Source organism: Acinetobacter sp. WC-141, from assembly GCF_000313935.1.
GTDB lineage: Bacteria > Pseudomonadota > Gammaproteobacteria > Pseudomonadales > Moraxellaceae > Acinetobacter.
Map to the genome: position 1 here is coordinate 52,096 of NZ_AMSS01000061.1, position 21,192 is coordinate 73,287.

Sequence of the window (21,192 nt, forward strand, 5' to 3'; positions counted from 1 at the left end):
AAATTCTCTGTTCTAAAGATGAAAAAAGACCCACGGATGGGCCTTTTTTTATAACATATTAGATTTGCTTGATTTTTTCTTCAGCAAGGAAGAACCATGTATCTAAAACTGAGTCTGGGTTAAGAGAAACAGACTCAATACCTTGTTCCATCAACCATTTTGCAAGATCAGGATGGTCTGAAGGACCTTGTCCACAGATACCTACATATTTACCTGCTTTACGGCAGGCATGGATTGCCATTGAAAGAAGTGCTTTAACTGCTGCATCACGCTCATCAAATAAGTGTGAAACAATGCCTGAGTCACGATCAAGACCTAGTGTTAATTGAGTTAAGTCATTTGAACCAATAGAGAAACCATCAAAATGCTCTAGGAATTGTTCAGCTAATAAAGCATTAGTTGGTAATTCACACATCATGATTACTTTTAAGCCGTTCTCACCACGTCTCAAACCATTTTGTGCTAGTAATTCAATAACACGTTTTGCTTCAGATACAGTACGTACAAAAGGAATCATGATTTGAATATTGGTTAGACCCATTTCATCACGAGCTTTCTTAAGTGCGCGGCATTCTAATTCGAAACAGTCACGGAAGTTATCAGATACATAACGGCTCGCACCACGGAAACCGAGCATTGGGTTTTCTTCTTCAGGCTCGTATAACTTACCGCCAATCAAGTTTGCATATTCATTTGATTTGAAGTCAGACATACGAACAATAACTGGCTTGTCACCGAATGCAGCAGCAAGAGTGGCAATACCTTCAACCAATTTTTCAACATAGAAATCTACAGGTGAAGCATAACCCGCGGTACGAGTTAGAACCGCAGCACGAGTTTCACGAGGTAAGCTATCAATGTTGAGCAGGGCTTTAGGGTGTACGCCGATCATACGGTTAATAATGAACTCAAGACGAGCAAGACCAATACCTTCATTTGGTATTTGAGCAAAGTCAAATGCTCGGTCAGGGTTACCTACGTTCATCATAATTTTGAACGAAAGCTTAGGCATAGATTCAATTGAGTTACGTTGAACTTCGAAATCCAAAGCGCCTTCGTAAATGAAGCCAGTGTCACCTTCAGCACAAGAAACTGTTACTTCTTGACCATCAGTCAATACTTCTGTTGCGTTACCACAGCCTACAATAGCGGGTACACCAAGTTCACGTGCAATAATTGCCGCGTGACAAGTACGACCACCACGGTTAGTGATAATTGCTGCGGCACGTTTCATTACCGGTTCCCAATCAGGATCGGTCATATCTGATACAAGAACGTCGCCTTCTTGAACTTTGTCCATTTCTTTAATTGAGTTAACAATACGGACTTTACCAGAACCAATACGTTGACCAATTGAACGACCTTCACAAAGAACAGTACCTCTTTGTTTTAGAAGGTAGCGTTCCATAGTGCCTACATTTTGACGGCTTTTTACGGTTTCAGGACGAGCTTGAACAATATAAATTTGACCATCATCGCCATCTTTTGCCCATTCGATATCCATCGGCGCACCGTAGTGTTGCTCAATGATAAGCGCCTGTTTAGCTAACTCTTGTAACTCATGGTCATTTAAAGCGAATTGTTGGCGCTCTTGTTTCTCAACATCAACAACGACAACCGATTTACCCGCAGAACCTTCTTCACCATAAATCATTTTTTGGTGTTTTGAGCCAAGGTTACGGCGTAAAACTGAATGTCTACCAGCATTTAATAATGGTTTAGATAAGTAAAACTCATCTGGGTTAACCGCACCCTGCACAACCATCTCACCTAAACCATAAGATGCTGTGATAAATACAACTTCACGGAAACCAGACTCAGTATCAAGTGTAAACATTACACCCGCAGCGCCAGTTTCAGAACGAACCATACGCTGAACGCCTGCAGAAAGTGCAACGACGTCATGGTCAAAACCTTGATGTACACGGTAAGAAATCGCACGGTCATTATATAAAGAAGCAAATACTTCTTTGATCGCAATAAGAACGTTATCAATACCGCGAATATTTAAGAAAGTTTCTTGCTGACCTGCGAATGAAGCATCCGGTAAATCTTCAGCAGTTGCAGATGAACGAACGGCAACCGCGATTTCTGGGTTGCCGTTAGAAAGTGTTGTAAAAGCGGCGCGAATTTCTTGTTCTAGGGCTGCAGTGAGTGGAGTCTCTACAATCCATTGACGAATTTTGGCACCTGTTTCTGCAAGAGCATTTACATCATCAACATTGAGTTGGGCAAGTTCTGCTTGAATTCGAGCGTTAAGACCGCTTTGATCTAGGAACTCACGATAGGCATCAGCAGTAGTTGCAAAACCGCCTGGTACCGATACACCAGCATTTGATAAATGGCTGATCATTTCACCCAAAGATGAGTTTTTCCCACCTACGAGTTCGACATCGTGTTTCCCTAATTTTTCTAGACCGATTACGCGCGCTTCCAAAGTTTTCACTCCACTTTTGCAGTATTAATGTCTATCTTGGCATGAAATTATAAAAATAAAGTGCTTAGTTGAGAATTATACTAAGCGACAGTCATGTAAGATCAGTTTACTATAAAGATTATATAGCACTAAGACAAATGTTTAAGGAGAATTTTAATGTCAGAAAGTAAACAGTTTAGACGGAGCGTTTTTTTTATTTCTGATGGAACTGCAATTACTGCCGAGACTCTTGGACATTCGTTATTAGCACAATTTCCCAATGTAGATTTTGACATTCATATCATGCCGTATATTACAACCGAAGAGGCGGCAATGGATGTTGTGATCGAAATTAATAGATGTCAAACCAAAGATGGTTGTCTACCTTTAGTCTTTGATACTTTAGTTGATCCACACGTACGAGAAATCATTAATACTGCTAAAGCAGTTAATCTTGATGTGTTCGAAGGTTTAATCAGTAAATTGGAACAAGAACTAGGTACACCGCCTACCACATTGGTTGGACAGACCCATGCTGTAACCGATTCTGAATCTTATAAAGCACGTATCGATGCTGTTCATTTTGCGCTTGATAATGATGATGGAGCGCGTACTCGTCATTATGATAAAGCGGATTTAATCTTAATTGGAGTTTCCCGTTCCGGTAAAACGCCGACTTCTATTTACTTATCTCTTCAATTCGGTATCCGTGTTGCAAACTATCCATTAACTGAAGAAGATTTGGATGATAACCGTTTGCCTGCTGTACTAAGACCTCATCGTAGTAAATTATTTGGTTTAATGATTGATGCTGAGCGATTAGTTGCGATTCGTAGTGAGCGTAAAGCGAATAGTCGTTATGCAAGTTTTAGTCAATGCCAAATGGAACTAAGAGCAATCGAAGGAATCTATATTTCCGAAGGCATCAAATATTTAAACGTAACTGAAATGTCGATTGAAGAAATTTCAACGCGTGTTTTACAAATGACAGGATTAAAACGTCGTATTGGTTAATTTAATCAACTGCTTATTTTAACCATTCAATTTATATATTTATTTTTGATTAAATTGAATGGTTTTTTAATATAAAAAGTGAGAGAAATAAAAGTTTTAAATATAAAACAAAAAGTTATTAAAGCGTTTTTATTAGTTATCGCCCTGTAAGGTTTTTATAATCCAATTGTGAAATAAAATAAGAGTATTGAAAAGAAATGTATATATTTGAGTATGTTTAGAAATTCTAATTATTTAATTTTGCTAAATTTTTTTAAAAGTTATGTAAAAATACATTAAATATTTAAAAATGATAAATGGTTCACATTATTTTGTTGTTGTGTGATTGATTTTGGATTTTAATTATACTTTCCCACCTCGATATGGGACTATCCGATTATCAAAATGCTAAAAAAATGTGTTTTTTCATTAGTATACATCTTGCCTCTCAATTTATATGCTGCTCAAGTGGATGATTTGAGAGAGCAGGCTATTCATACTTACAAAACTGGACAAACTCACCAAGCAATATTTCAACTAGATCAATTGCTAAAAACTTATCCGCATGATCAAAAGTTGCTAGCTGATTATTTAGTTGTAATGTCAAATGAAAAAAAAGATCTATTAACTTTCTCTCAGCAATTAGCAAATATTAATTTGGTTACTTTTCCAGAATATGGACAGCTACCTTTAATACGTAATTTTCGTGATTTTAAACACTTTAAAAATGCAGTTGATTGGTTGAATAAATTTAATATTCAAAAAACAGTTGATGGACAGATTTTGTTAGCAGTTTTATACGCTGAAGCTCAAGATGCTGTAAATGCCAAAGCACAGTTAGTAAAAATTAATAATAAAAATCTGAAGACTGATCAACTAGTGCAAATAGCCTATGCTTATCGCCTTATCAATTTACCTGTAGATGCTTTATCTGCAATTGAACAAGCATATAAGCAACAACCAAAGTCTTTTGCAGTTTTACAGGAATACAGTTATGACTTAGCGGCTGTGGGGGCTTATAACAAGGCTCAGCAGTTATTGCTTGCCAGCGATAAAAATGCACAAATAGAATCGTTGCAACACTGGCTACAAGTCAGTGAGTATTCTCAACGTGTAAATAATGCAATTGCTCGTTATAAATATTTAAATCGGGAAGGCACGGCAGATAGTGAAGGCTTTGCTGAGCTTGATGAGGTATTGAAGCAAGGCGAGCAAATGCAGCCTTTGATTCAACCATCAGATCCTAATTATTTAAGATTCCATTATGACTATATATATGCGCTAGATTTCCGCGGACGTAGCCCTACGGTACTAGATCAATTTACTCAATTAAATGTGCCTTTAGAAAAACTACCGGCTTATATTCGTCATGCAATAGCTGATAGTTATTTAGCTGAAAGACAGCCACAACAAGCTGAGCTTGCTTTTAAAACCTTGCTGACTGAAAAAAACTATCCAGATATGACGGTATATACTGGTCTGTACTACTCATATATTGAACAAGAAAAATATAAACAAGCTGAACAGCTTTTAAGTGATGTTGATCGGCTAATTCCTACGTATAAATACAGTCAAGCCAAAGGGGTGGATAAATCGAGCCATCCAGATCGTGATGACTATATTAATTTACAAGGCATGCATTTAGCCTATGCAAATCATCTTGATCAAGCAGAAAAGCATTTTCAGAAACAAGTAGATCTTGCACCTGCCAATGAAAGCTTAATTAATAATTTGGCTCGTGTTGAGCGCTGGAGAGATAAGCCACTACAGTCTAAGCAAACTATTGCTCGTTTAAATGGTTTAACACCAGTTGGCAAAGATACTCGAATTAACCAGATGCAAAATGCTCAGGCTTTAGGGGATATTCAGGAATGGCGTAAAAATACAGAAAGTCTTTTGCAATATTATCCTGAAGATAGTGGCGTAGTTAAAAGTCGAAAAGAGTTAGATGATCGCAATCGAGCGACAATTTCTCACTCAACCACTTGGGGGCAAAGTAAGGCAGATAGCAATGATTCTGTCAGTGGGCAAAATGGTTTAAAAGACCGCGAAATGGAAACTCGTCTTAATAGTCCGTGGATTAAAGATAACTATCGTCTATTTGCTTGGCATCAAGATCGTTTCGGAGAATACCGTTTTGGTGATGTGCATGACCAACGTTATGGTGTCGGGGCTGAATGGCAAGCGAACCGTAAGGCATTGTCGGCAATTTTTTCGCAAAGTACAGATGGTGGACAAGCAGGTGTTCGTCTTGATTGGTCGCAATGGTTAAACGACCATTGGCAGTATCAATTGCAATATGACAGTCAGGCTAATATTCCCCTACAAGCAATTGATGCTGGTGAAGATGGACAAGCTTACCGTGCTGCTTTGACATGGCAAAAAGATGAGTCACGTCAAATTGGGGCAAGTTATGGTTTAACCGATATAAGCGACGGTAATAAACAACAAGAATTTTCTACTTTTTGGCGCGAGCGATTATTTGATGCGCCTCACCATATTACTTACGGAACCGTTCGTGGATTTTATGGTAGCAATAGCCAAGATCAGACAGCTTATTTTAGCCCAAGCAATCACTACAGTGCTGAGTTGAATTTAAGCCATGACTGGATCACTTGGCGAGAATACGAGCGCTCATTTAAACAGCATTTTGAAGCTGGAGTCGGGCTTTATAAACAAGCAGATTATTCAGCTCGACCAACATATTCTTTGCAATATCAACATCAATGGCAGCTCTCACGGACTTGGCAACTCAATTATGGAATTGGTTGGCAATACCATCCATACGATGGTCATGATGAACAACATACCTACGGTATTTTCGGATTTGAAGGGCGTTTTTAATGAATAATATGATGTCAAAAATGTTGAGTTGTGTGTTTGCTTCAACGTTATTACCCATACAATTTTCTCATGCCCGAATTGAAACTGAACTACCAAAAAACCATACGGTTTCTTTAACTTTTCATGATGTGCGTGATGACGTACTCAAAGAAGGAGATCGGGATGTTTATGCGATTCAGACCAATAATCTGGCACAGTTTTTAGATTGGCTTAGTCAATCTGACTGGAAGCCGATTCGTTTAAAAGACATTGAAGAGGCGCGTAAGCAAGGTAAAGAATTGCCTCATAATTCTATTCTGCTGACTTTTGATGACGGGGCTTTAAGTAGTTATAGCCGAGTATTTCCATTACTTAAGCAATATCAGATTCCTGCAGTTTTTGCTCTTCCTACTAGTTGGTTAAATGGCAATACACAGGCAGGTTATGAAGCCTATGGTCAAGGTAACTTGGTGAACTGGGCTCAAGTTCGTGAAATGCAAGCCTCTGGTTTAGCAGAGTTTGCAAGTCACAGTGATGATTTACATCATGGCGTATTGGCCAATCCCCAAGGTAATGAAAAACCCGCTGCGACTTCGTATGCATATTTAAAATCTCAATCACGTTATGAAACAGATGCAGAATATCAACAACGTATTTTGAAAGATTTGAAAAAATCTTACTCAGTTTTGAAAAAAGAATTAGGTGTTAATCCTAAAGCAATTATTTGGCCTTATGGCGCCGTGAATGAGCAACTGGAAAAACTGGCGCAGCAGGCAGGGTTTGAGTTTTCATTTAGTTTAGGTCGTGATGGGATGAATCGCGTAAGTGACTCAACTTTTAAGCGTAGCTTAGTTATAAATAACCCTACAGCTGAACAGCTCACTGAAGGCATGTTAAATATTTTAAATTTTGAAGAGTCTGATTTATTTAAACAGCCTCGTCACTTTGTGACTATGGATTTAAAGCAATTAGCAGCCCCACAAAATACCCAAACAGATGAAAAGTTAGGGCAATTATTATCAAAACTGTATAGCTTAAAAAATAATGCCTTAATCTTAAAACCATTGGAAGATAAAGAGGGAGATGGTCACTATGATGTTGCTTATTTTCCTACCGATAAAATGCCTGTTCAACAAGATATTTTAAACCGTACTTTATGGCAGGCTCAAACTCGTGCGGGTCAAGCGGTAATATTAGAGTTGCCCGGTTATCCACAGAAAGATAAACCATTTTTAACTGTAGATTTGGCAAAAGATATTGCACGTTTTAACAGTAATTTAAGTGGTATTCAGCTTAATGCAGGCAATTCTTTAAATTGCGAAATGCAAAAAGTAACTGCGCTAGAAAGTAGTTGCATAGAGCAATCAAAACAGATTGCGCAACTTAGCCAGCTTACTAAAAAAGTGGTAAAGCCCTATTTAAATATGAGTAATCAGGCACAGTTTAGTTTATTACTTACACCTGATTTAGACCATATAGACAATTTACCAGAGCTTTTGACCACGCTTTTATCACAACATGAACTAGTCAATTTGAAGTTCAATGTGATTGGCAAGAAAAAGCAATTTAGTCATTTGTTAGCACTATTAAATACGCTTAATGAAAAAGATAAGCAAAAAGTTATGCTGACTTTAACATTGCCGGAAAACTCTCAAAAGGCCAGTTGGGAAGAAGTACAGCAAGGGCTCTTTTCGATTCAGCGAATAGGTATCCAGAAATTCGGTATTGATGGCTATAGTTTTGAAAAGTCAAAAGATGTCCATCAATATTTATATAATCCGATCAGTCTAAATGCTAGTCCTGTCATGTATCAGCCATTTGCTGGATTGGTAGAGGGGAAAAAGTAATGAGAGTATTACTCGATATTCTATTTGCTTTTGCTTTTTTATATCCCTTACTCATGGCTTGGACATGGATGGTAGGAGGACTTTGGTTCTTCTTTAAAAGGGAATACCGTGAACAAACTCTTCCTGAGCCAACGAGTGAAGCATGCAGTATCATCATTCCATGTTTTAACGAAGAAGCTCAAGTACGACAAACGATTCGTTATGCACTGCAAACGAAATATCCTAATTTCGAAGTGATTGCCGTCAATGACGGAAGTAGTGACAGAACAGCTGAAATTCTCGATGAATTGTCAGCGCAAGATTCACGACTTCGCGTTGTACACTTAGCAGAAAATCAGGGCAAAGCCGTAGCTTTAAGATCGGGCGTATTAGTTAGTAAATACGAATATCTCGTTTGTATTGATGGCGATGCATTGTTACATCCGCATGCCGTACTTTGGTTAATGCAGCCATTTATAAACTTCCCGCGAATTGGTGCTGTAACGGGTAATCCACGAATTCTAAACCGTTCTAGTATTTTAGGAAAATTACAGGTTGGCGAGTTTTCTTCGATTATTGGTTTGATTAAACGTGCGCAGCGTACATATGGTCGTATTTTTACCGTATCTGGTGTGATTGCCGCATTTCGTAAAACAGCACTCGTTCGAGTCGGTTTTTGGTCAGATGATAAAATTACCGAAGATATTGATATTTCATGGAAGTTACAGCTCGACCATTGGGATATTCAGTATATTCCACAAGCGCTTTGCTATATCTATATGCCTGAGACATTCAAAGGTCTATGGAAACAGCGTCTTCGCTGGGCACAAGGTGGGGTAGAGGTCCTTATAGAATATATTCCACAAATGTTCAAACTGCGTGTTCGCAGAATGTGGCCTGTCATGATTGAAGCTCTGGTCAGTATCATCTGGTCTTATGTCATGATTCTAATCTTCACATTATTTTTTGTTGGTTTGTTTATTGAGTTGCCTCAGCAATGGCAGATCAAAACCCTTATGCCACAGTGGTACGGCGTAATATTAGGTGGAACATGTTTAATCCAGTTTTTGGTGAGTTTGTGGATTGATCAGCGTTATGACCGTGGTCGCTTCTTTAAAAACTATTTCTGGGTGATCTGGTACCCGTTATTTTTCTGGTTACTTACTTTATTTACCAGTGTTGTGGCGGTACCAAAAACTTTATTTAACACTAAAAAACGTGCCCGTTGGGTGAGCCCAGACCGGGGATTCCGTGGAGATAACCCATGAAACCTGAGGAAAATAAGGATATAGAGGCTTTAGATATCCCTGAATATATTGACCAGCCGGAATACGTCAAAAATAAAGCAGCAAACTATACATTACAAACTATTGGGTGGTTTTGTTTGATGTGGTTATTGTTTCCACTAGTTTCACTGTTTCTATGGGTTTTTGAAGGGCACTTAATTTACGATTATGTCTGGGTTGACCATATATCAGAAGTTAAAACCTTGCTCCATTTAGCATTACTCATCGGGATTAGTGCCCTCATTTTAATTCTGTGGGCGAGTTATAACTGGATTAGGTTCAGTGGTGAGGACCGGCGGACTAAGGCCCCTAATAGTTCAGTTGAACTGCTCGCAGCCCAATTTTCGGTTAGTCCTGATATGTTAGGTGAATTGCAACAAAAACAACGCATCACTTTACATTACGATGATCATGGTAATTTGCAAAAATATGAGTAAATAATAAAAAAGCATGGCCTAAAAACCATGCTTTTTTTCTTTTTATAGTGTTGTTCTAATAATCACATCGATTGACTGTTCGATACCATCCATGCTGTGAATTGATTTATGGTTAACTTTAACAATGGGCCAAGTTTGTAATTTACAATTGGATTTTTGGAGTGCAGCATAATAACTATCGGACTTAAAAAATACCTTTTTAGTCGTAGCAATATTAGGTGTTAAAAGGCGCTTAAGCCATGTTTCACTAACCTGCGTATCAAGAAAGCGTAAGGCCAAAAGACTTTTAATGCGATTGTTAAATAATCTCCGGTTTTTGATAATAAGAGGGTGAGTAATTAACTTATTTGTGCCCATTTGACTATGAGGCAAAATAAAGTGAGGCGTAATTTGAAATACAGTGACAAATTTTGCTTGTTGGCAAATTTTTTCAAGGTGAGTTACGGTTTCTTGATTTGTACCGATAATCGCGACACATAAACGTGAAAAATCAAACTCTTTAATTGAAGTTGATGGAATAACTTGCCCAGAAAATTCTTCAAAATCTTGAGGCATATTTTGAAAAATTACTGATTTTGAAGCGTTATTTTTAATATTAATACTCATTTTCCAAAAGTCCTTTTGGTTTTTCAATCATGATGTTTTTATCGTTTTAATATAAATAACCAAGCAGGAAGTTGGGGTAAAGTATTTTCAGATAGATGGTCATCCCATACTCGAAATCAATTCAAGTATGGGAACATGGAACAGAGTTTAATGTGCTGTTTTTACGTTCATTAATTGCGTAAAACTTTCTAGACGTTTAGCTGTATCGTATATATCACATGTAAAAATAAACTCATCAACATCGTATGTTGCTAAAAGCTTTTGTAAACCCGAGCGCACAGTTTCAACCGAACCTATTTGTGCCATTGCATAGAAGTTTTCAACAGACAGCTGTTCTGCTGTATTCCATAGTCCCTGCATCGATTCAACTGGAGGTTTTAGCTTTAAGCTTTCCCCACGGATTAAACCTAATACACGTTGGTAGGCGCTGGTTGCTAAAAATTGTGCTTCTTCATCTGTATCTGCTACCACAACAGGTACACCCATTGAAACATAAGGTTTATCTAAGTACTCAGAAGGTTCAAAGTTCTCGCGATAGAGTTGAATGGCTTGGCCTAGCATACGTGGTGCAAAATGTGAGGCAAATGAGTAGGGTAGTCCAAGTTTTGCTGCGAGTTGCGCGCTAAATAGGCTAGATCCAAGTAACCAAACAGGAACATGGGTATTTTGTCCTGGCGTTGCAATAATCTTTTGTCCTGCTTGAGGGGCGTCAAAATATTTTAGAATTTCGACAACATCTTTTGGAAATTGGTCTTCCGTTTCTTGATGCCCACGACGTAAAGCTCGCATGGTAAGTTGGTCTGTACCAGGAGCACGGCCTAAGCCAAGTTCAATACGGTTTGGATATAAAGTGGCAAGCGTTCCAAATTGTTCTGCGACAACTAAAGGAGCATGGTTAGGAAGCATAATGCCGCCTGAACCTAAACGAATATGCTGTGTATGTGCGGCAATAAAACCTAACAATACGGCTGTAGCAGAGCTCGCGATTCCATCCATATTGTGATGTTCTGCAAGCCAGAAACGTTCATAGCCTAGTTTCTCTGCATGCTGTGCTAATTCTAATGCGTGACGTAATGAAAATTCGATGGTTTTATCATTACGAATAGGAGCAAGTTCCAAAATTGAAAACTTGGTATCTTGAAGTGATCGCATGCGATATTCTCGAATAAGGGTATATCGAAATACTACGATATATAAAGATCGATGTATATCGTTTTTTTTCGATATTAAGTTTCATCTCTCAATAAAAAAGCACCCGAAGGTGCTTTTTCATGTATATACAAATTAGCGATTTTTGTACCAGCCGCGGTGTAAACCGTTGTCATGACGGCGATGACCACCTTTACTATAGTAACGACGGTCGCCATCGTCATATCTACGATCATCTCGATCGTAACGACTACCACGATCATAACGATCATCGTAGTTACGATCTTCGGCAACTTTACGACCTAACGCTGAACCACCTGCCGCCACCTACTGCTGCACCGATGTAACCGCCGTTAGTACCGCCCATATTTTTACCGACTGTATAACCAGCACCACCACCTAAAGCACCCCCAATGGCAGCTTCAGTACGATTGCGACGGTCACTAGCTGCTGCTGCACCACCAGCACCACCTAAAGCAGCACCAATTGTTGCGCCTGTCGTACCGCCCATGCTTTTACCAATTGCTGTACCAACAACACTACCTAAAGCAGAAGTTGCAGCAACACGCGTACCATTATCTGCGTGTGCAACCGTCACTACAGACGATGTTGCAAGTAATGCACTAGCTAACCAAATATTCATTTTCATCTTGGAACTCCATGTCCTTTTTTACTGAAAGGACAGTATTTTTATCTTGAGGTAAATGTAATAAAAAATTTCGTGATAATTATGGAGAACCCCGAAGGCGATACGATAGTTTTGTGTCTGTTTGTACTGTTTGTATTAATCTGTGGATAAATCATGAACAAAAGCAAAAAAGCGACTATTTGCTTTCCACAATAAAAAAGCACCCGAAGGTGCTTAGAGTCGTTTCATCAAATTTGATTAGTGATGACGACGGTGTTTTTTCTTCCAGTGTTTAGAAGATCGATCATAATCGCGGTCTTTAGAAATTTTATTACCTAAAGCACCACCACCTGCCGCACCTAAAGCAGCACCGATGTATCCACCATTTGTACCACCCATGCTTTTACCAACAGTATAACCAGCACCACCACCTAAACCACCGCCAATTGCAGATTCTGTACGGTGACGACGGTCACTTGCAACTGCTGCACCACCAGCACCACCTAAAGCAGCACCAATTGTTGCGCCAGATGTACCACCCATGCTTTTACCAATTGCAGTACCAGCGACACTACCTAACGCAGAAGCGGCTGCTACATGTGTTGTATTGTCAGCATGTGCTACAGTAACCATAGAAGTTGCTAAAACAGCGCTACATAACCAAGCATTTAATTTCATTTTTTACTCCGTGTCCCTAGCAGCAGGACCCTAATATCTTTTGTTACGGCAAATGTAACAAAACACGTCTCTTAAAATATGGAGAACCATCAATTCATTATTGTAGTTTAGTGTCTGGTTTGTATGTTTTCTATTAAAATAGAATATTTAATACTCATATAGATAAACATGCGACTCATTTAATTTTAATGAGCTTATTACTGGTGATCTGAACATAGAAAATTGATTAAAGCTCTGGTGGCAGAAGACATATGTTTATGTTGTGCGTACAGTAAAGAAAAGGGACGTGTATGGCCGGCATAAGCCTCAAGTAAAGGTTGTAATTTTCCTTGTCGAATTTTTTCATTAACAATAAAGCTATAACTCTGACATATCCCTAATCCACTTTCGGCAAAAGAAACTACACCTAAAATATCTTCTTTTACCAAAATTCGATTTGTTGGTATCCATTGAATTTCTTCATCTGCATTTTTAAAAAACCAAGGGGTTATCTTGCCACTACTCGGTAATTCAAAAGCAATACATTGGTGATGATTTAATTCTTCTAGGTTTTTTGGAATACCCATACGTTTTAAATAGTGAGGTGAGGCAACGACTTGTAACGGGGCAAGTTCAAGCGGTCTGGCCACAAGCGAGCTATTCGGGAGATGTCCTTGACGAATGGCTAAATCAAAGCCCTCAGCAATTAGATCGACATTTCGGTTAGAGATGCTGACCTCAATTTGAATGTCCGGATATTGCAAAAGAAATTTTTCTAATAAGGGTGGTAAGCGATAGTGTCCATAAGTTGTAGGAACGCTTAATTTGATTTTTCCAGAAATTTGTAGTTGTTCACCTTGAATCACACGTTCTGCATGGTCAATTAACTGAAATGCATGTTGCATTTTTTCGTAATAAAGTTGACCTGCTTCCGTCAAACTTAGATGACGAGTCGTTCTTCTAAAGAACTGGATACCTAATCTTTTCTCTAGCCGTGTAATTGTTCTACTAATAACTGAAGGGGTCGTGGACAAATAAATTGCAGCGGCACTAATAGAAAGCTTTTCAGCCACAATTAAAAACACTTCAACATCGGCAAGATGGTCAAATTGACGAGACATTTTGTCCTCAAACGCAAAAAAGATTTGTAAATGTGGTTGTTTTTCTACCTTACTGGCAAAAATAGAATATATCCATCCCAGTTATAAATCCAGCACAAGGCTGGAATGAAGGTCGAATGATGAAAACACTCAATAAAATAATGCTTGCAGTGATTGCAACTTCAGCAGCATTAAGTGCAAATGCCGCTCATGTATTAGTTGTATTATCTGATGAAGGGCAGCTAGAGCTAAAAAATGGTCATATTTTTAAAACAGGCTTTTATTTAAATGAGTTGATGCAGCCTACAAAAATACTTTTAGATGCAGGGCACACAGTAACTTTCGCTACACCAAAAGGGAAAGCGCCAACATTAGATGAGTCATCAAATAGTGCGATGTACTTTAATCAAGATGAAAAAGCATTAAAGCAATATGCAGGTTTATTGCACGATCTAAAGTTAACGTCTGCGCAAGATTCTCCAGTTTTGAGTCTATCTCGTATTGAGCAAATTGGTATTGATCAGTTTGATGCTATTTATATTCCAGGCGGACATGCGCCTATGCAAGATCTTTTAAAAGATAAACAGCTTGGAAACGTTCTGACTGCTTTTCATAAAGCTGGAAAGCCTACAGCACTGGTTTGTCATGGCCCTATAGCTTTGATGTCAACATTACCGAATGCTTCGGAAGTCGTTAAGCAACTTGAGCAAGGCAAACCTGTAAAAACTGGTGAGTGGATTTATAAAAATTATCGGATGACTGTGATTAGTAATCAAGAAGAAGAGCAAGCGAAGGCTTTATTAAAAGGTGGTGAAATGAAGTTCTATCCCCAAACGGCTTTACAGTCAATTGGAGGTAAATATCAAAGTAATACGAATGCTTGGTCTCCAAATGTAGTAGTGGATCGTGAACTGATTACAGGGCAAAATCCAGCCTCAGCCATTCTTGTTGGTAAAGCATTATTAGAAAAATTAAAGTAAATAGTAAGGGTAAAGAGGTTTTATGAATAAAGCCTCTATTACCAGTTGAGTGAAAAAGGTGACGTATTATTTCCTCTAGAAGAAGCTAAATTATAGGGGAGTAAATAAATCTCATCTGAAAATCATTATATTTATAAGTGGCTAGCTACAGTGAAAGTTGATGAATTGGCTGATTATATATGTCATTTAAGCGGCATAATCTGTAAACTATGCGCTATTTTTACGATTTTGCTTATCTTCTATATTTACATAGCATTCGATAAGCTTTTTGGACTTTTGAGATATTTCCTTTTATGAAAGCGTCACTCCGTTTACGACTTGATCAACTCTGTGATCGACATGAAGAACTTACCGCGTTGCTTGCAGATGTGGAAGTCATCTCCGATAACAAACGTTTCCGTAAATTGTCTCGCGAACATAGTGATTTATCTGAAATTACCGAAGTTTGGGGCAAATACCGTCAAGCAGAAGAAGATATTGAAACTGCTGAAATGATGAAGTCAGACCCTGACTTTAAAGATATGGCAGAAGAAGAAATTCAAGCAAATAAAGATTTGCTTGTAGAGTTAGAAAGCCAGCTCAATATTTTGATGATTCCAAAAGATCCAAATGACTCTAATGCAGCTTATTTAGAAATTCGCGCCGGAACTGGTGGTGATGAGGCTGCAATTTTCTCTGGTGACTTATTTCGCATGTACAGTAAATATGCCGAGACACAAAATTGGCGTATAGAAGTGCTTTCTGAAAATGAAGGTGAACATGGTGGCTTTAAAGAGGTCATTTGCCGTGTAGATGGCGATGGCGTTTATGGTCGCTTGAAGTTTGAAAGTGGTGCGCATCGTGTGCAACGTGTTCCAGCAACTGAATCACAAGGTCGTGTTCATACTTCAGCGTGTACAGTTGCAATCTTGCCTGAAATTGATGTTGATACTAACGTTGAAATTAATCCGGCAGATTTACGTATTGATACTTACCGTGCGTCAGGTGCGGGTGGTCAGCACATTAACAAAACCGATTCGGCCGTGCGTATTACCCACATTCCAACAGGTACAGTAGTTGAGTGCCAAGAAGAACGTTCACAGCATAAAAACAAAGCCAAAGCGATGGCCTTGTTAGTATCACGTTTAGAAAATGCAAAACGTGCGGCAGCCGATGCAGCGACTTCTGAAATGCGCCGTGATTTAGTGGGTTCTGGTGACCGTTCTGAACGTATCCGTACTTATAACTACCCACAAGGGCGTATGACGGACCATCGTATTAACCTCACTTTATATAAGTTAGACGCGATTATGGAAGGTGATTTAACTGAACTACTTGATAGCTTACATCGTGAATATCAGGCAGATCAGCTTGCGATGCTTGCACAGGAAAATGGCGGCTAATGAATATTGCTCAAGCGCTTGCAATTCGTGGTGAGCCTGACAGTTATGAACGGCAAGAAAATGCTTGGTTGCTTGAGCATTTTCTAAAAATCAATTCGCTTGAATTAAAGTTTAGACTTGAGCAAGAGTTAACAGCCCAACAAGAGCAAGACTATGTAGCTGGTCTTGAACGTATCCAAAAAGGTGAGCCTTTAGCTTATGTAACGGGTTCACAACCATTTTGGACGCTCGATTTAAAAGTAACATCTGATACTTTAGTGCCACGTCCGGATACTGAAATTTTAGTTGAAACCGTTTTAAATCTAAATTTGCCAAATACTGCAAATATTGTTGATTTGGGAACGGGGACAGGTGCAATTGCGCTTGCGTTAGCGAGTGAGCGTCCAGATTGGTTCGTCACAGCAACTGATATTTATGCGCCTACTTTAGAAGTCGCAAAAGAAAATGCCCTAGCTCATAATTTGCAACGTGTAAAATTCGCTTGCGGCGCTTGGTTTGAAGCACTAGAGCCACAAAAATTTGATTTAATTGTTTCTAATCCGCCGTACATTGACCCAGAAGATGAACACATGCAAGCTTTGGCAACAGAACCACGCCGTGCATTGGTTGCAGATCGTCAGGGACTGGCTGATATTGAAATTATTATTGCTCAAGGGAAAAACTGGTTAAAACCACAAGGCTGGATTGCACTTGAACACGGTTATGATCAGGGGCAAGCTGTTCGAAATATATTTGCTGAGCATGGTTTTAGTGAGATTAAAACCATTCAAGATTACGGCCAAAATGATCGAGTCACTTTGGCATGCTGGATTTAAGGCTATTTTGAGTGCGTATCGCGCCAGCGTAGGAACCAGTTTTCTAAGAGCTTCATTAAGCCATCGGTCACTTTACCCAAGAGAGCCAATAAAATAATTGCAATGATAACAATATCAGGTCGAGAAGTTTCTCGGCCATCACTAAGTAAATAGCCAATCCCTTGAGTAGCTGCAATCAGTTCAGCTGCAATCATAAACATCCAAGATAAGCTTAAGCTGTTACGTAAACCAGTTAAAATTCCCGGAGATGCTGCCGGTAAAATGATAGATACAATCCGCTGAAAAGCATTAAGCCGATAAACTTTTCCAACCTCAATAAGCTTTCTATCTACATTATGAATTGCTGCAACTGTATTGGTGTAAGTTGGAAAAAATGCTCCAATTGCAATTAATGTAATTTTAGAACCTTCATCAATTCCTAACCAAAGCAGTAATAATGGAATCCATGCAAGACTTGGAATTGATTTAATTGCTGAAAAAGTTGGTTCCAAATAAGCTTCGGCTTCTTTACTTAATCCAACCCAAATCGCAAAAAATAACCCTAAACCACTCCCTATAATGAAACCTACTAAAACACGCCATGTACTAATATAAATATGGGCAAACAGGTCACTATGAGCTAAATCTAAAAAAGATTGCCATAAGCTGCTAGGTGCGGGGAGTAAATAAGCATCGACATAACCATTCCTGACTAAAAACTCACAAGTCGCTAAAAAGATGAATGGAATGAGTAGCGCTTTAAACCACCGTGTAAATTTATTGTTTAGATGCTTTTTCTGCGATTTTAAAGCCTGCTGAGCTAAGAAATGATTTAGCTCAGCTTTGTTAAATGAATCACTCATATACTACTTCTTCACGACTTTTTGAGCAAAACGTGGGTCTAATAACTGATCAACCACTTGGTTGACATTGGTACCTTTTCTGACCAAGTCTTCTTCTGTCAAAATTTTTCCAGAACGTTTTAGGGCTTGTGCTTGAGTTGCCGATGGAATGCTTTGATCAAAGTTGGTTCTGCTCAGTTGTAGTTTAGCTACAGGTAGAGGAAGCTTTGATTCTTGCGCTAAAAGTGCTGCCACTTTATCTGGATTGGCTTTTGCCCATTTTCGAGCTTGTTCGTAGGCTTTAATAACGGCTTCTACCGCTTCAGGACTTTGTTTTGCAAAATCTTCTTTAACACTCAGTACGCTATAGCTATTAAATCCAACATTACGATAAAGCAGTTTTGCACCTGATTGAATTTGAGCTGAAGCCATTAATGGGTCAAGCCCCGCCCAAGCATCTACTTGGCCGCGTTCTAATGCAGTTTTTCCGTCTGGATGTTGTAAATGTACCAGCTGTACATCACGCTTACTTAAGCCGACTGTATCTAGTGCCTGTAGAGTAAATAAGAAAGGATCTGTTCCTTTAGTTGCTGCAATTTTCTTACCTTTTAAGTCTTTTAAACTTTTAATGGGTGAGTTTTTTGCGACAACAAGCGCGGTCCATTCCGGTTGGCTTTGTACATAAACGGTTTTAATTGGACTACCATTCGCTCGGCTTAATACAGCGGCTAAGCCAGCAGTAGATGCAAAATCGACACTGTTACTGTTAAGGTATTCTAATGAGCGGTTACTACCTTGACTAAAAACCCATTTAATTTGAGTATTTGGTAGAGCCTTCTCAAGAAGTTTTTGATCTTTTACGACTAAGCTGGTTGGTGCGTAGTAAGCATAATCAAGTTTAAGTGTGGTCGGAACTGCTGCAAAAGCAGATGAAGAAAATACAAACCCCAATGTTGATGCCAACAAAGTCTTTGATAAAGAAAATTTTGATTTTAAAGACATGATAAAAATAGAACCGGAATAAAATAATAGAGCATCCTTACACGGGTTTGATGCTCTACAAACGTAGTTATTTTGATTTATAAATCAGATTGAAAGATAAAAGTTTGGATAAAATTATAAAACACTGTTTTTATGAATATTATTAAGCTTTAAATGATACATTTATCTGAAATATTGAATTTAAAATACATAAATATCATAAGCTTAATCTCTAACGCCTTAAGCTTCATTCGATGTATATGTTATTGCTTGTGTCCAGTTAAATTATCACGATATGCACCAGGGCTAACGCCAGTCCATTTTTTAAAGGCACGGTGAAATGCACTTGAGTCATGGAAACTTAGATCTTCACTAATATCTTGAATTGAGTCATTCGTTTTACTTAAACGTTCAACCGCAATATCACAGCGGATTTCATTTTTAATTTGTTGGTAACTGACACCTTCATGTTTTAGTCGCCGTTGAACTGTAGCTTCTGAAATACTGAGCTGTTGTGCTACATCTTTGAGCTCGGGCCATTGTGCAGGATGAAGTTTTAATAAATGACGACGAATAAGAAGACTCAATGCATTTTCATTTTTAAAGCGGACTAAAAGATTTTGTGGGGTTTGCCCTAAGAAATCATACAGCGCTTTTTTATCTTTCTTGATTTTAATATTTAAGTAGTGAGCATCGAATTCAACTCGATTGATCTCGGCATTAAATTGAATGTCTTCACAAAAGCGTACCAGATAATCCTGAATATCTTGGGGTTTAGGACAGCGTACTGATATATTGTTTAAACCAATTCGCTGGTCTACTAACCAACACATCAGCCCATGTACTAACATTAAAAAGGTCGCGTAGGTAAACATGCGTTTAGCTTGTTCACGATCATGAATCACTAAATAAGCTTTTTCTTGATCTCGAATTAATTCGCCACGTATATCATCAAAAACAAAGTTAAAAAACTTCAAAATATCGTAGAGGGCCTTTTCTAAAGTTTCGGCCGTACTGACAAGTTTAGTCAGTAATTTATAGCTACCTCGTCGCATGGGATGGCTATCCATACCAAAAAACTCATCGTTCATGGCGTTGGCAAGTTCTATCCATAATTGAGCATATGTCGTGACTCGCACACGGGCCTTTGGAGACAGTAGCAATTCTGTCGGAATACCTGCTTTATTTAGAATTATTTGTGTATTTAACCCTTTGGCATAAGCCGCACTGAGCGCTTCATGTACCAGTGAAATCGAAATTGTGCCTTTACTTAAAGAAGATTGGACAACCATGTCAAAGACTCATATTTTCTTCATATATTTCAATTGAAGTATTTCATATTTAAAATTTGGATTGATCAAAAGCTGCAAACATTTTGAGGCTTTTTGAAATTGTATCGGAAAACAACAACTTTTACTCTCACTACTAAGTTTAAAGAACATTTCTATAGGACATTCCATAATGAAAATTCAAGGGAAACATTTCGTAATTACGGGTGGTGGCTCTGGTTTAGGAGCTGCAACAGCTGAATACTTGGTACAACAAGGTGCTTCAGTCACATTGGTAGACATGAATGTAGAAGCAGGCGAGCAACAAGCGCAACAATTAGGACCAAAGGCTGACTTCATAAAACTTGATGTAACCGATGAAGCTGCTGCGGAACAGTTCTTTAAGGATGTTTTGGTAAAACATGGCAGTTTGCATGGATTAGTTAACTGTGCGGGTATTGGGCCTTCTGCAAAAGTGGTTGGCCGTGACGGAGTACATGATTTAGGGCTATTTTCAAAAACGCTGCAAATTAATGTCACAGGTACATTTAATATGCTACGTTTTGCAGCGGATGCGATGAGTAAAAACACGGTCGAAGCAGGTGAAGAGGACCGTGGAGTAATTGTGAATACCGCATCTGTTGCAGCATTTGATGGCCAAATTGGTCAAGCAGCTTATTCAGCATCTAAAGGTGCTATTGTTGCGATGACTTTACCGATTGCACGTGAGCTTGCACGACATGCCATTCGTATTATGACCATTGCACCGGGAATTATGGAAACCCCAATGCTTAAGGGGATGCCACAAAATGTACAGGATGCTTTGGGACAAATGGTGCCGTATCCGTCTCGTTTAGGAAAACCAGAAGAATTCGCTCGTTTGGTGGCACATATTGCTGAAAACTCTTACTTAAATGGTGAAGTCATTCGTCTAGATGGTGCAATTCGTATGGCAGCAAAATAATAAGAATTTTAAATGATTGCTCGCGAAGTAACCCAAGTTTAAGTATGAGATTTTTAAAAA

General features: G+C 38.6%; 17 protein-coding genes and 1 pseudogene. 9 read left to right on the top strand and 9 right to left on the bottom strand.

The window, feature by feature from the left end:
- Nucleotides 1-58: 58 nt before the first annotated feature.
- On the bottom strand, nt 59-2,446 hold the full coding sequence (ppsA, locus tag ACINWC141_RS12530; RefSeq protein ID WP_171061973.1) for a phosphoenolpyruvate synthase: 2,388 nt from the start codon (nt 2,444-2,446) through the stop codon (nt 59-61).
- 147 nt (nt 2,447-2,593) lie between these two features.
- Between ppsA and ppsR the strand changes: the two genes are divergently transcribed.
- The 5 genes from ppsR to pgaD all read left to right on the top strand — a co-directional run bounded on the left by ppsR (nt 2,594) and on the right by pgaD (nt 9,781).
- Nucleotides 2,594-3,430: a posphoenolpyruvate synthetase regulatory kinase/phosphorylase PpsR gene (gene ppsR, locus ACINWC141_RS12535; protein WP_004791471.1), complete on the top strand. Its 837-nt coding sequence runs from the start codon at nt 2,594-2,596 to the stop codon at nt 3,428-3,430.
- Between the two features lie 384 nt (nt 3,431-3,814).
- Nucleotides 3,815-6,253, top strand: coding sequence for a poly-beta-1,6 N-acetyl-D-glucosamine export porin PgaA (gene pgaA / locus ACINWC141_RS12540; protein ID WP_009391823.1), 2,439 nt, complete (start codon nt 3,815-3,817; stop codon nt 6,251-6,253).
- On the top strand, nt 6,253-8,079 hold the full coding sequence (gene pgaB / locus ACINWC141_RS12545) for a poly-beta-1,6-N-acetyl-D-glucosamine N-deacetylase PgaB (RefSeq protein WP_034678545.1): 1,827 nt from the start codon (nt 6,253-6,255) through the stop codon (nt 8,077-8,079). Before pgaA ends, pgaB begins: the two co-directional genes overlap by 1 nt.
- Nucleotides 8,079-9,326: a poly-beta-1,6-N-acetyl-D-glucosamine synthase gene (gene pgaC, locus ACINWC141_RS12550; protein WP_009391671.1), complete on the top strand. Its 1,248-nt coding sequence runs from the start codon at nt 8,079-8,081 to the stop codon at nt 9,324-9,326. The genes pgaB and pgaC overlap by 1 nt, the downstream gene beginning before the upstream one ends.
- Nucleotides 9,323-9,781 (top strand): poly-beta-1,6-N-acetyl-D-glucosamine biosynthesis protein PgaD, encoded by a 459-nt coding sequence (gene pgaD / locus ACINWC141_RS12555; RefSeq protein ID WP_009391700.1) that lies wholly within the window; start codon nt 9,323-9,325, stop codon nt 9,779-9,781. The genes pgaC and pgaD overlap by 4 nt, the downstream gene beginning before the upstream one ends.
- 42 nt (nt 9,782-9,823) lie before the next feature.
- Here the strand turns inward: pgaD and ACINWC141_RS12560 are convergent, their stop codons facing one another.
- From ACINWC141_RS12560 to ACINWC141_RS12580, 5 genes and pseudogenes are all read right to left on the bottom strand, one after another.
- The gene (locus ACINWC141_RS12560; protein ID WP_009391776.1) at nt 9,824-10,387 is read right to left on the bottom strand and encodes an NAD(P)/FAD-dependent oxidoreductase; all 564 of its coding nucleotides are present in this window, start codon (nt 10,385-10,387) and stop codon (nt 9,824-9,826) included.
- Nucleotides 10,388-10,534: 147 nt separating this feature from the next.
- Nucleotides 10,535-11,539, bottom strand: coding sequence for an LLM class flavin-dependent oxidoreductase (locus ACINWC141_RS12565; RefSeq protein ID WP_009391703.1), 1,005 nt, complete (start codon nt 11,537-11,539; stop codon nt 10,535-10,537).
- A 132-nt stretch (nt 11,540-11,671) separates the two neighbouring features.
- Nucleotides 11,672-12,185 (bottom strand): annotated as a pseudogene (locus ACINWC141_RS12570) (hypothetical protein).
- Nucleotides 12,186-12,422: 237 nt separating this feature from the next.
- Nucleotides 12,423-12,842, bottom strand: a complete 420-nt coding sequence (locus tag ACINWC141_RS12575) for a glycine zipper domain-containing protein (protein ID WP_004791486.1) — start codon at nt 12,840-12,842, stop codon at nt 12,423-12,425.
- Between the two features lie 197 nt (nt 12,843-13,039).
- Nucleotides 13,040-13,942 carry a LysR family transcriptional regulator gene (locus tag ACINWC141_RS12580; RefSeq protein ID WP_009391690.1) on the bottom strand — a complete coding sequence of 301 codons (903 nt, stop codon included), beginning with the start codon at nt 13,940-13,942 and terminating at the stop codon, nt 13,040-13,042.
- A 119-nt stretch (nt 13,943-14,061) separates the two neighbouring features.
- Between ACINWC141_RS12580 and ACINWC141_RS12585 the strand changes: the two genes are divergently transcribed.
- From ACINWC141_RS12585 to prmC, 3 genes are all read left to right on the top strand, one after another.
- On the top strand, nt 14,062-14,901 hold the full coding sequence (locus ACINWC141_RS12585) for a type 1 glutamine amidotransferase domain-containing protein (RefSeq protein ID WP_009391707.1): 840 nt from the start codon (nt 14,062-14,064) through the stop codon (nt 14,899-14,901).
- A gap of 293 nt (nt 14,902-15,194) precedes the next feature.
- Nucleotides 15,195-16,283, top strand: coding sequence for a peptide chain release factor 1 (gene prfA / locus ACINWC141_RS12590; RefSeq protein WP_005306718.1), 1,089 nt, complete (start codon nt 15,195-15,197; stop codon nt 16,281-16,283).
- Entirely contained in the window at nt 16,283-17,098 is an 816-nt protein-coding gene (gene prmC, locus ACINWC141_RS12595) for a peptide chain release factor N(5)-glutamine methyltransferase (RefSeq protein WP_009391748.1), read from the top strand. The genes prfA and prmC overlap by 1 nt, the downstream gene beginning before the upstream one ends.
- Before the next feature lie 2 nt (nt 17,099-17,100).
- On the opposite strand, the gene ACINWC141_RS12600 is transcribed toward prmC, so the two are convergent.
- The 3 genes from ACINWC141_RS12600 to ACINWC141_RS12610 all read right to left on the bottom strand — a co-directional run bounded on the left by ACINWC141_RS12600 (nt 17,101) and on the right by ACINWC141_RS12610 (nt 20,192).
- Nucleotides 17,101-17,940: an ABC transporter permease gene (locus tag ACINWC141_RS12600; protein ID WP_009391774.1), complete on the bottom strand. Its 840-nt coding sequence runs from the start codon at nt 17,938-17,940 to the stop codon at nt 17,101-17,103.
- Between the two features lie 3 nt (nt 17,941-17,943).
- Nucleotides 17,944-18,921 carry an aliphatic sulfonate ABC transporter substrate-binding protein gene (locus ACINWC141_RS12605; protein ID WP_034678546.1) on the bottom strand — a complete coding sequence of 326 codons (978 nt, stop codon included), beginning with the start codon at nt 18,919-18,921 and terminating at the stop codon, nt 17,944-17,946.
- A 242-nt stretch (nt 18,922-19,163) separates the two neighbouring features.
- Nucleotides 19,164-20,192 (bottom strand): AraC family transcriptional regulator, encoded by a 1,029-nt coding sequence (locus ACINWC141_RS12610; protein WP_009391836.1) that lies wholly within the window; start codon nt 20,190-20,192, stop codon nt 19,164-19,166.
- A 169-nt stretch (nt 20,193-20,361) separates the two neighbouring features.
- Here ACINWC141_RS12610 and ACINWC141_RS12615 point away from each other — a divergent pair, with 169 nt between their 5' ends.
- A complete protein-coding gene (locus ACINWC141_RS12615) occupies nt 20,362-21,132 on the top strand; it encodes a 3-hydroxyacyl-CoA dehydrogenase (RefSeq protein WP_009391806.1) in 771 nt (256 codons plus the stop codon).
- The last annotated feature ends 60 nt before the right edge of the window (nt 21,133-21,192 follow it).

Bases quoted from the DNA above. Each gene is read 5' to 3' on its own strand.
- pgaA (WP_009391823.1), top strand. From the start codon at position 3,815: ATGCTAAAAAAATGTGTTTTTTCATTAGTATACATCTTGCCTCTCAAT.
- pgaC (WP_009391671.1), top strand. From the start codon at position 8,079: ATGAGAGTATTACTCGATATTCTATTTGCTTTTGCTTTTTTATATCCC.
- ACINWC141_RS12565 (WP_009391703.1), bottom strand. From the start codon at position 11,539: ATGCGATCACTTCAAGATACCAAGTTTTCAATTTTGGAACTTGCTCCT.
- ACINWC141_RS12580 (WP_009391690.1), bottom strand. From the start codon at position 13,942: ATGTCTCGTCAATTTGACCATCTTGCCGATGTTGAAGTGTTTTTAATT.
- ACINWC141_RS12600 (WP_009391774.1), bottom strand. From the start codon at position 17,940: ATGAGTGATTCATTTAACAAAGCTGAGCTAAATCATTTCTTAGCTCAG.
- ACINWC141_RS12560 (WP_009391776.1), bottom strand. From the start codon at position 10,387: ATGAGTATTAATATTAAAAATAACGCTTCAAAATCAGTAATTTTTCAA.
- pgaD (WP_009391700.1), top strand. From the start codon at position 9,323: ATGAAACCTGAGGAAAATAAGGATATAGAGGCTTTAGATATCCCTGAA.
- ACINWC141_RS12585 (WP_009391707.1), top strand. From the start codon at position 14,062: ATGAAAACACTCAATAAAATAATGCTTGCAGTGATTGCAACTTCAGCA.
- ACINWC141_RS12575 (WP_004791486.1), bottom strand. From the start codon at position 12,842: ATGAAATTAAATGCTTGGTTATGTAGCGCTGTTTTAGCAACTTCTATG.
- prfA (WP_005306718.1), top strand. From the start codon at position 15,195: ATGAAAGCGTCACTCCGTTTACGACTTGATCAACTCTGTGATCGACAT.
- ACINWC141_RS12605 (WP_034678546.1), bottom strand. From the start codon at position 18,921: ATGTCTTTAAAATCAAAATTTTCTTTATCAAAGACTTTGTTGGCATCA.
- prmC (WP_009391748.1), top strand. From the start codon at position 16,283: ATGAATATTGCTCAAGCGCTTGCAATTCGTGGTGAGCCTGACAGTTAT.
- pgaB (WP_034678545.1), top strand. From the start codon at position 6,253: ATGAATAATATGATGTCAAAAATGTTGAGTTGTGTGTTTGCTTCAACG.
- ACINWC141_RS12610 (WP_009391836.1), bottom strand. From the start codon at position 20,192: ATGGTTGTCCAATCTTCTTTAAGTAAAGGCACAATTTCGATTTCACTG.
- ppsR (WP_004791471.1), top strand. From the start codon at position 2,594: ATGTCAGAAAGTAAACAGTTTAGACGGAGCGTTTTTTTTATTTCTGAT.
- ACINWC141_RS12615 (WP_009391806.1), top strand. From the start codon at position 20,362: ATGAAAATTCAAGGGAAACATTTCGTAATTACGGGTGGTGGCTCTGGT.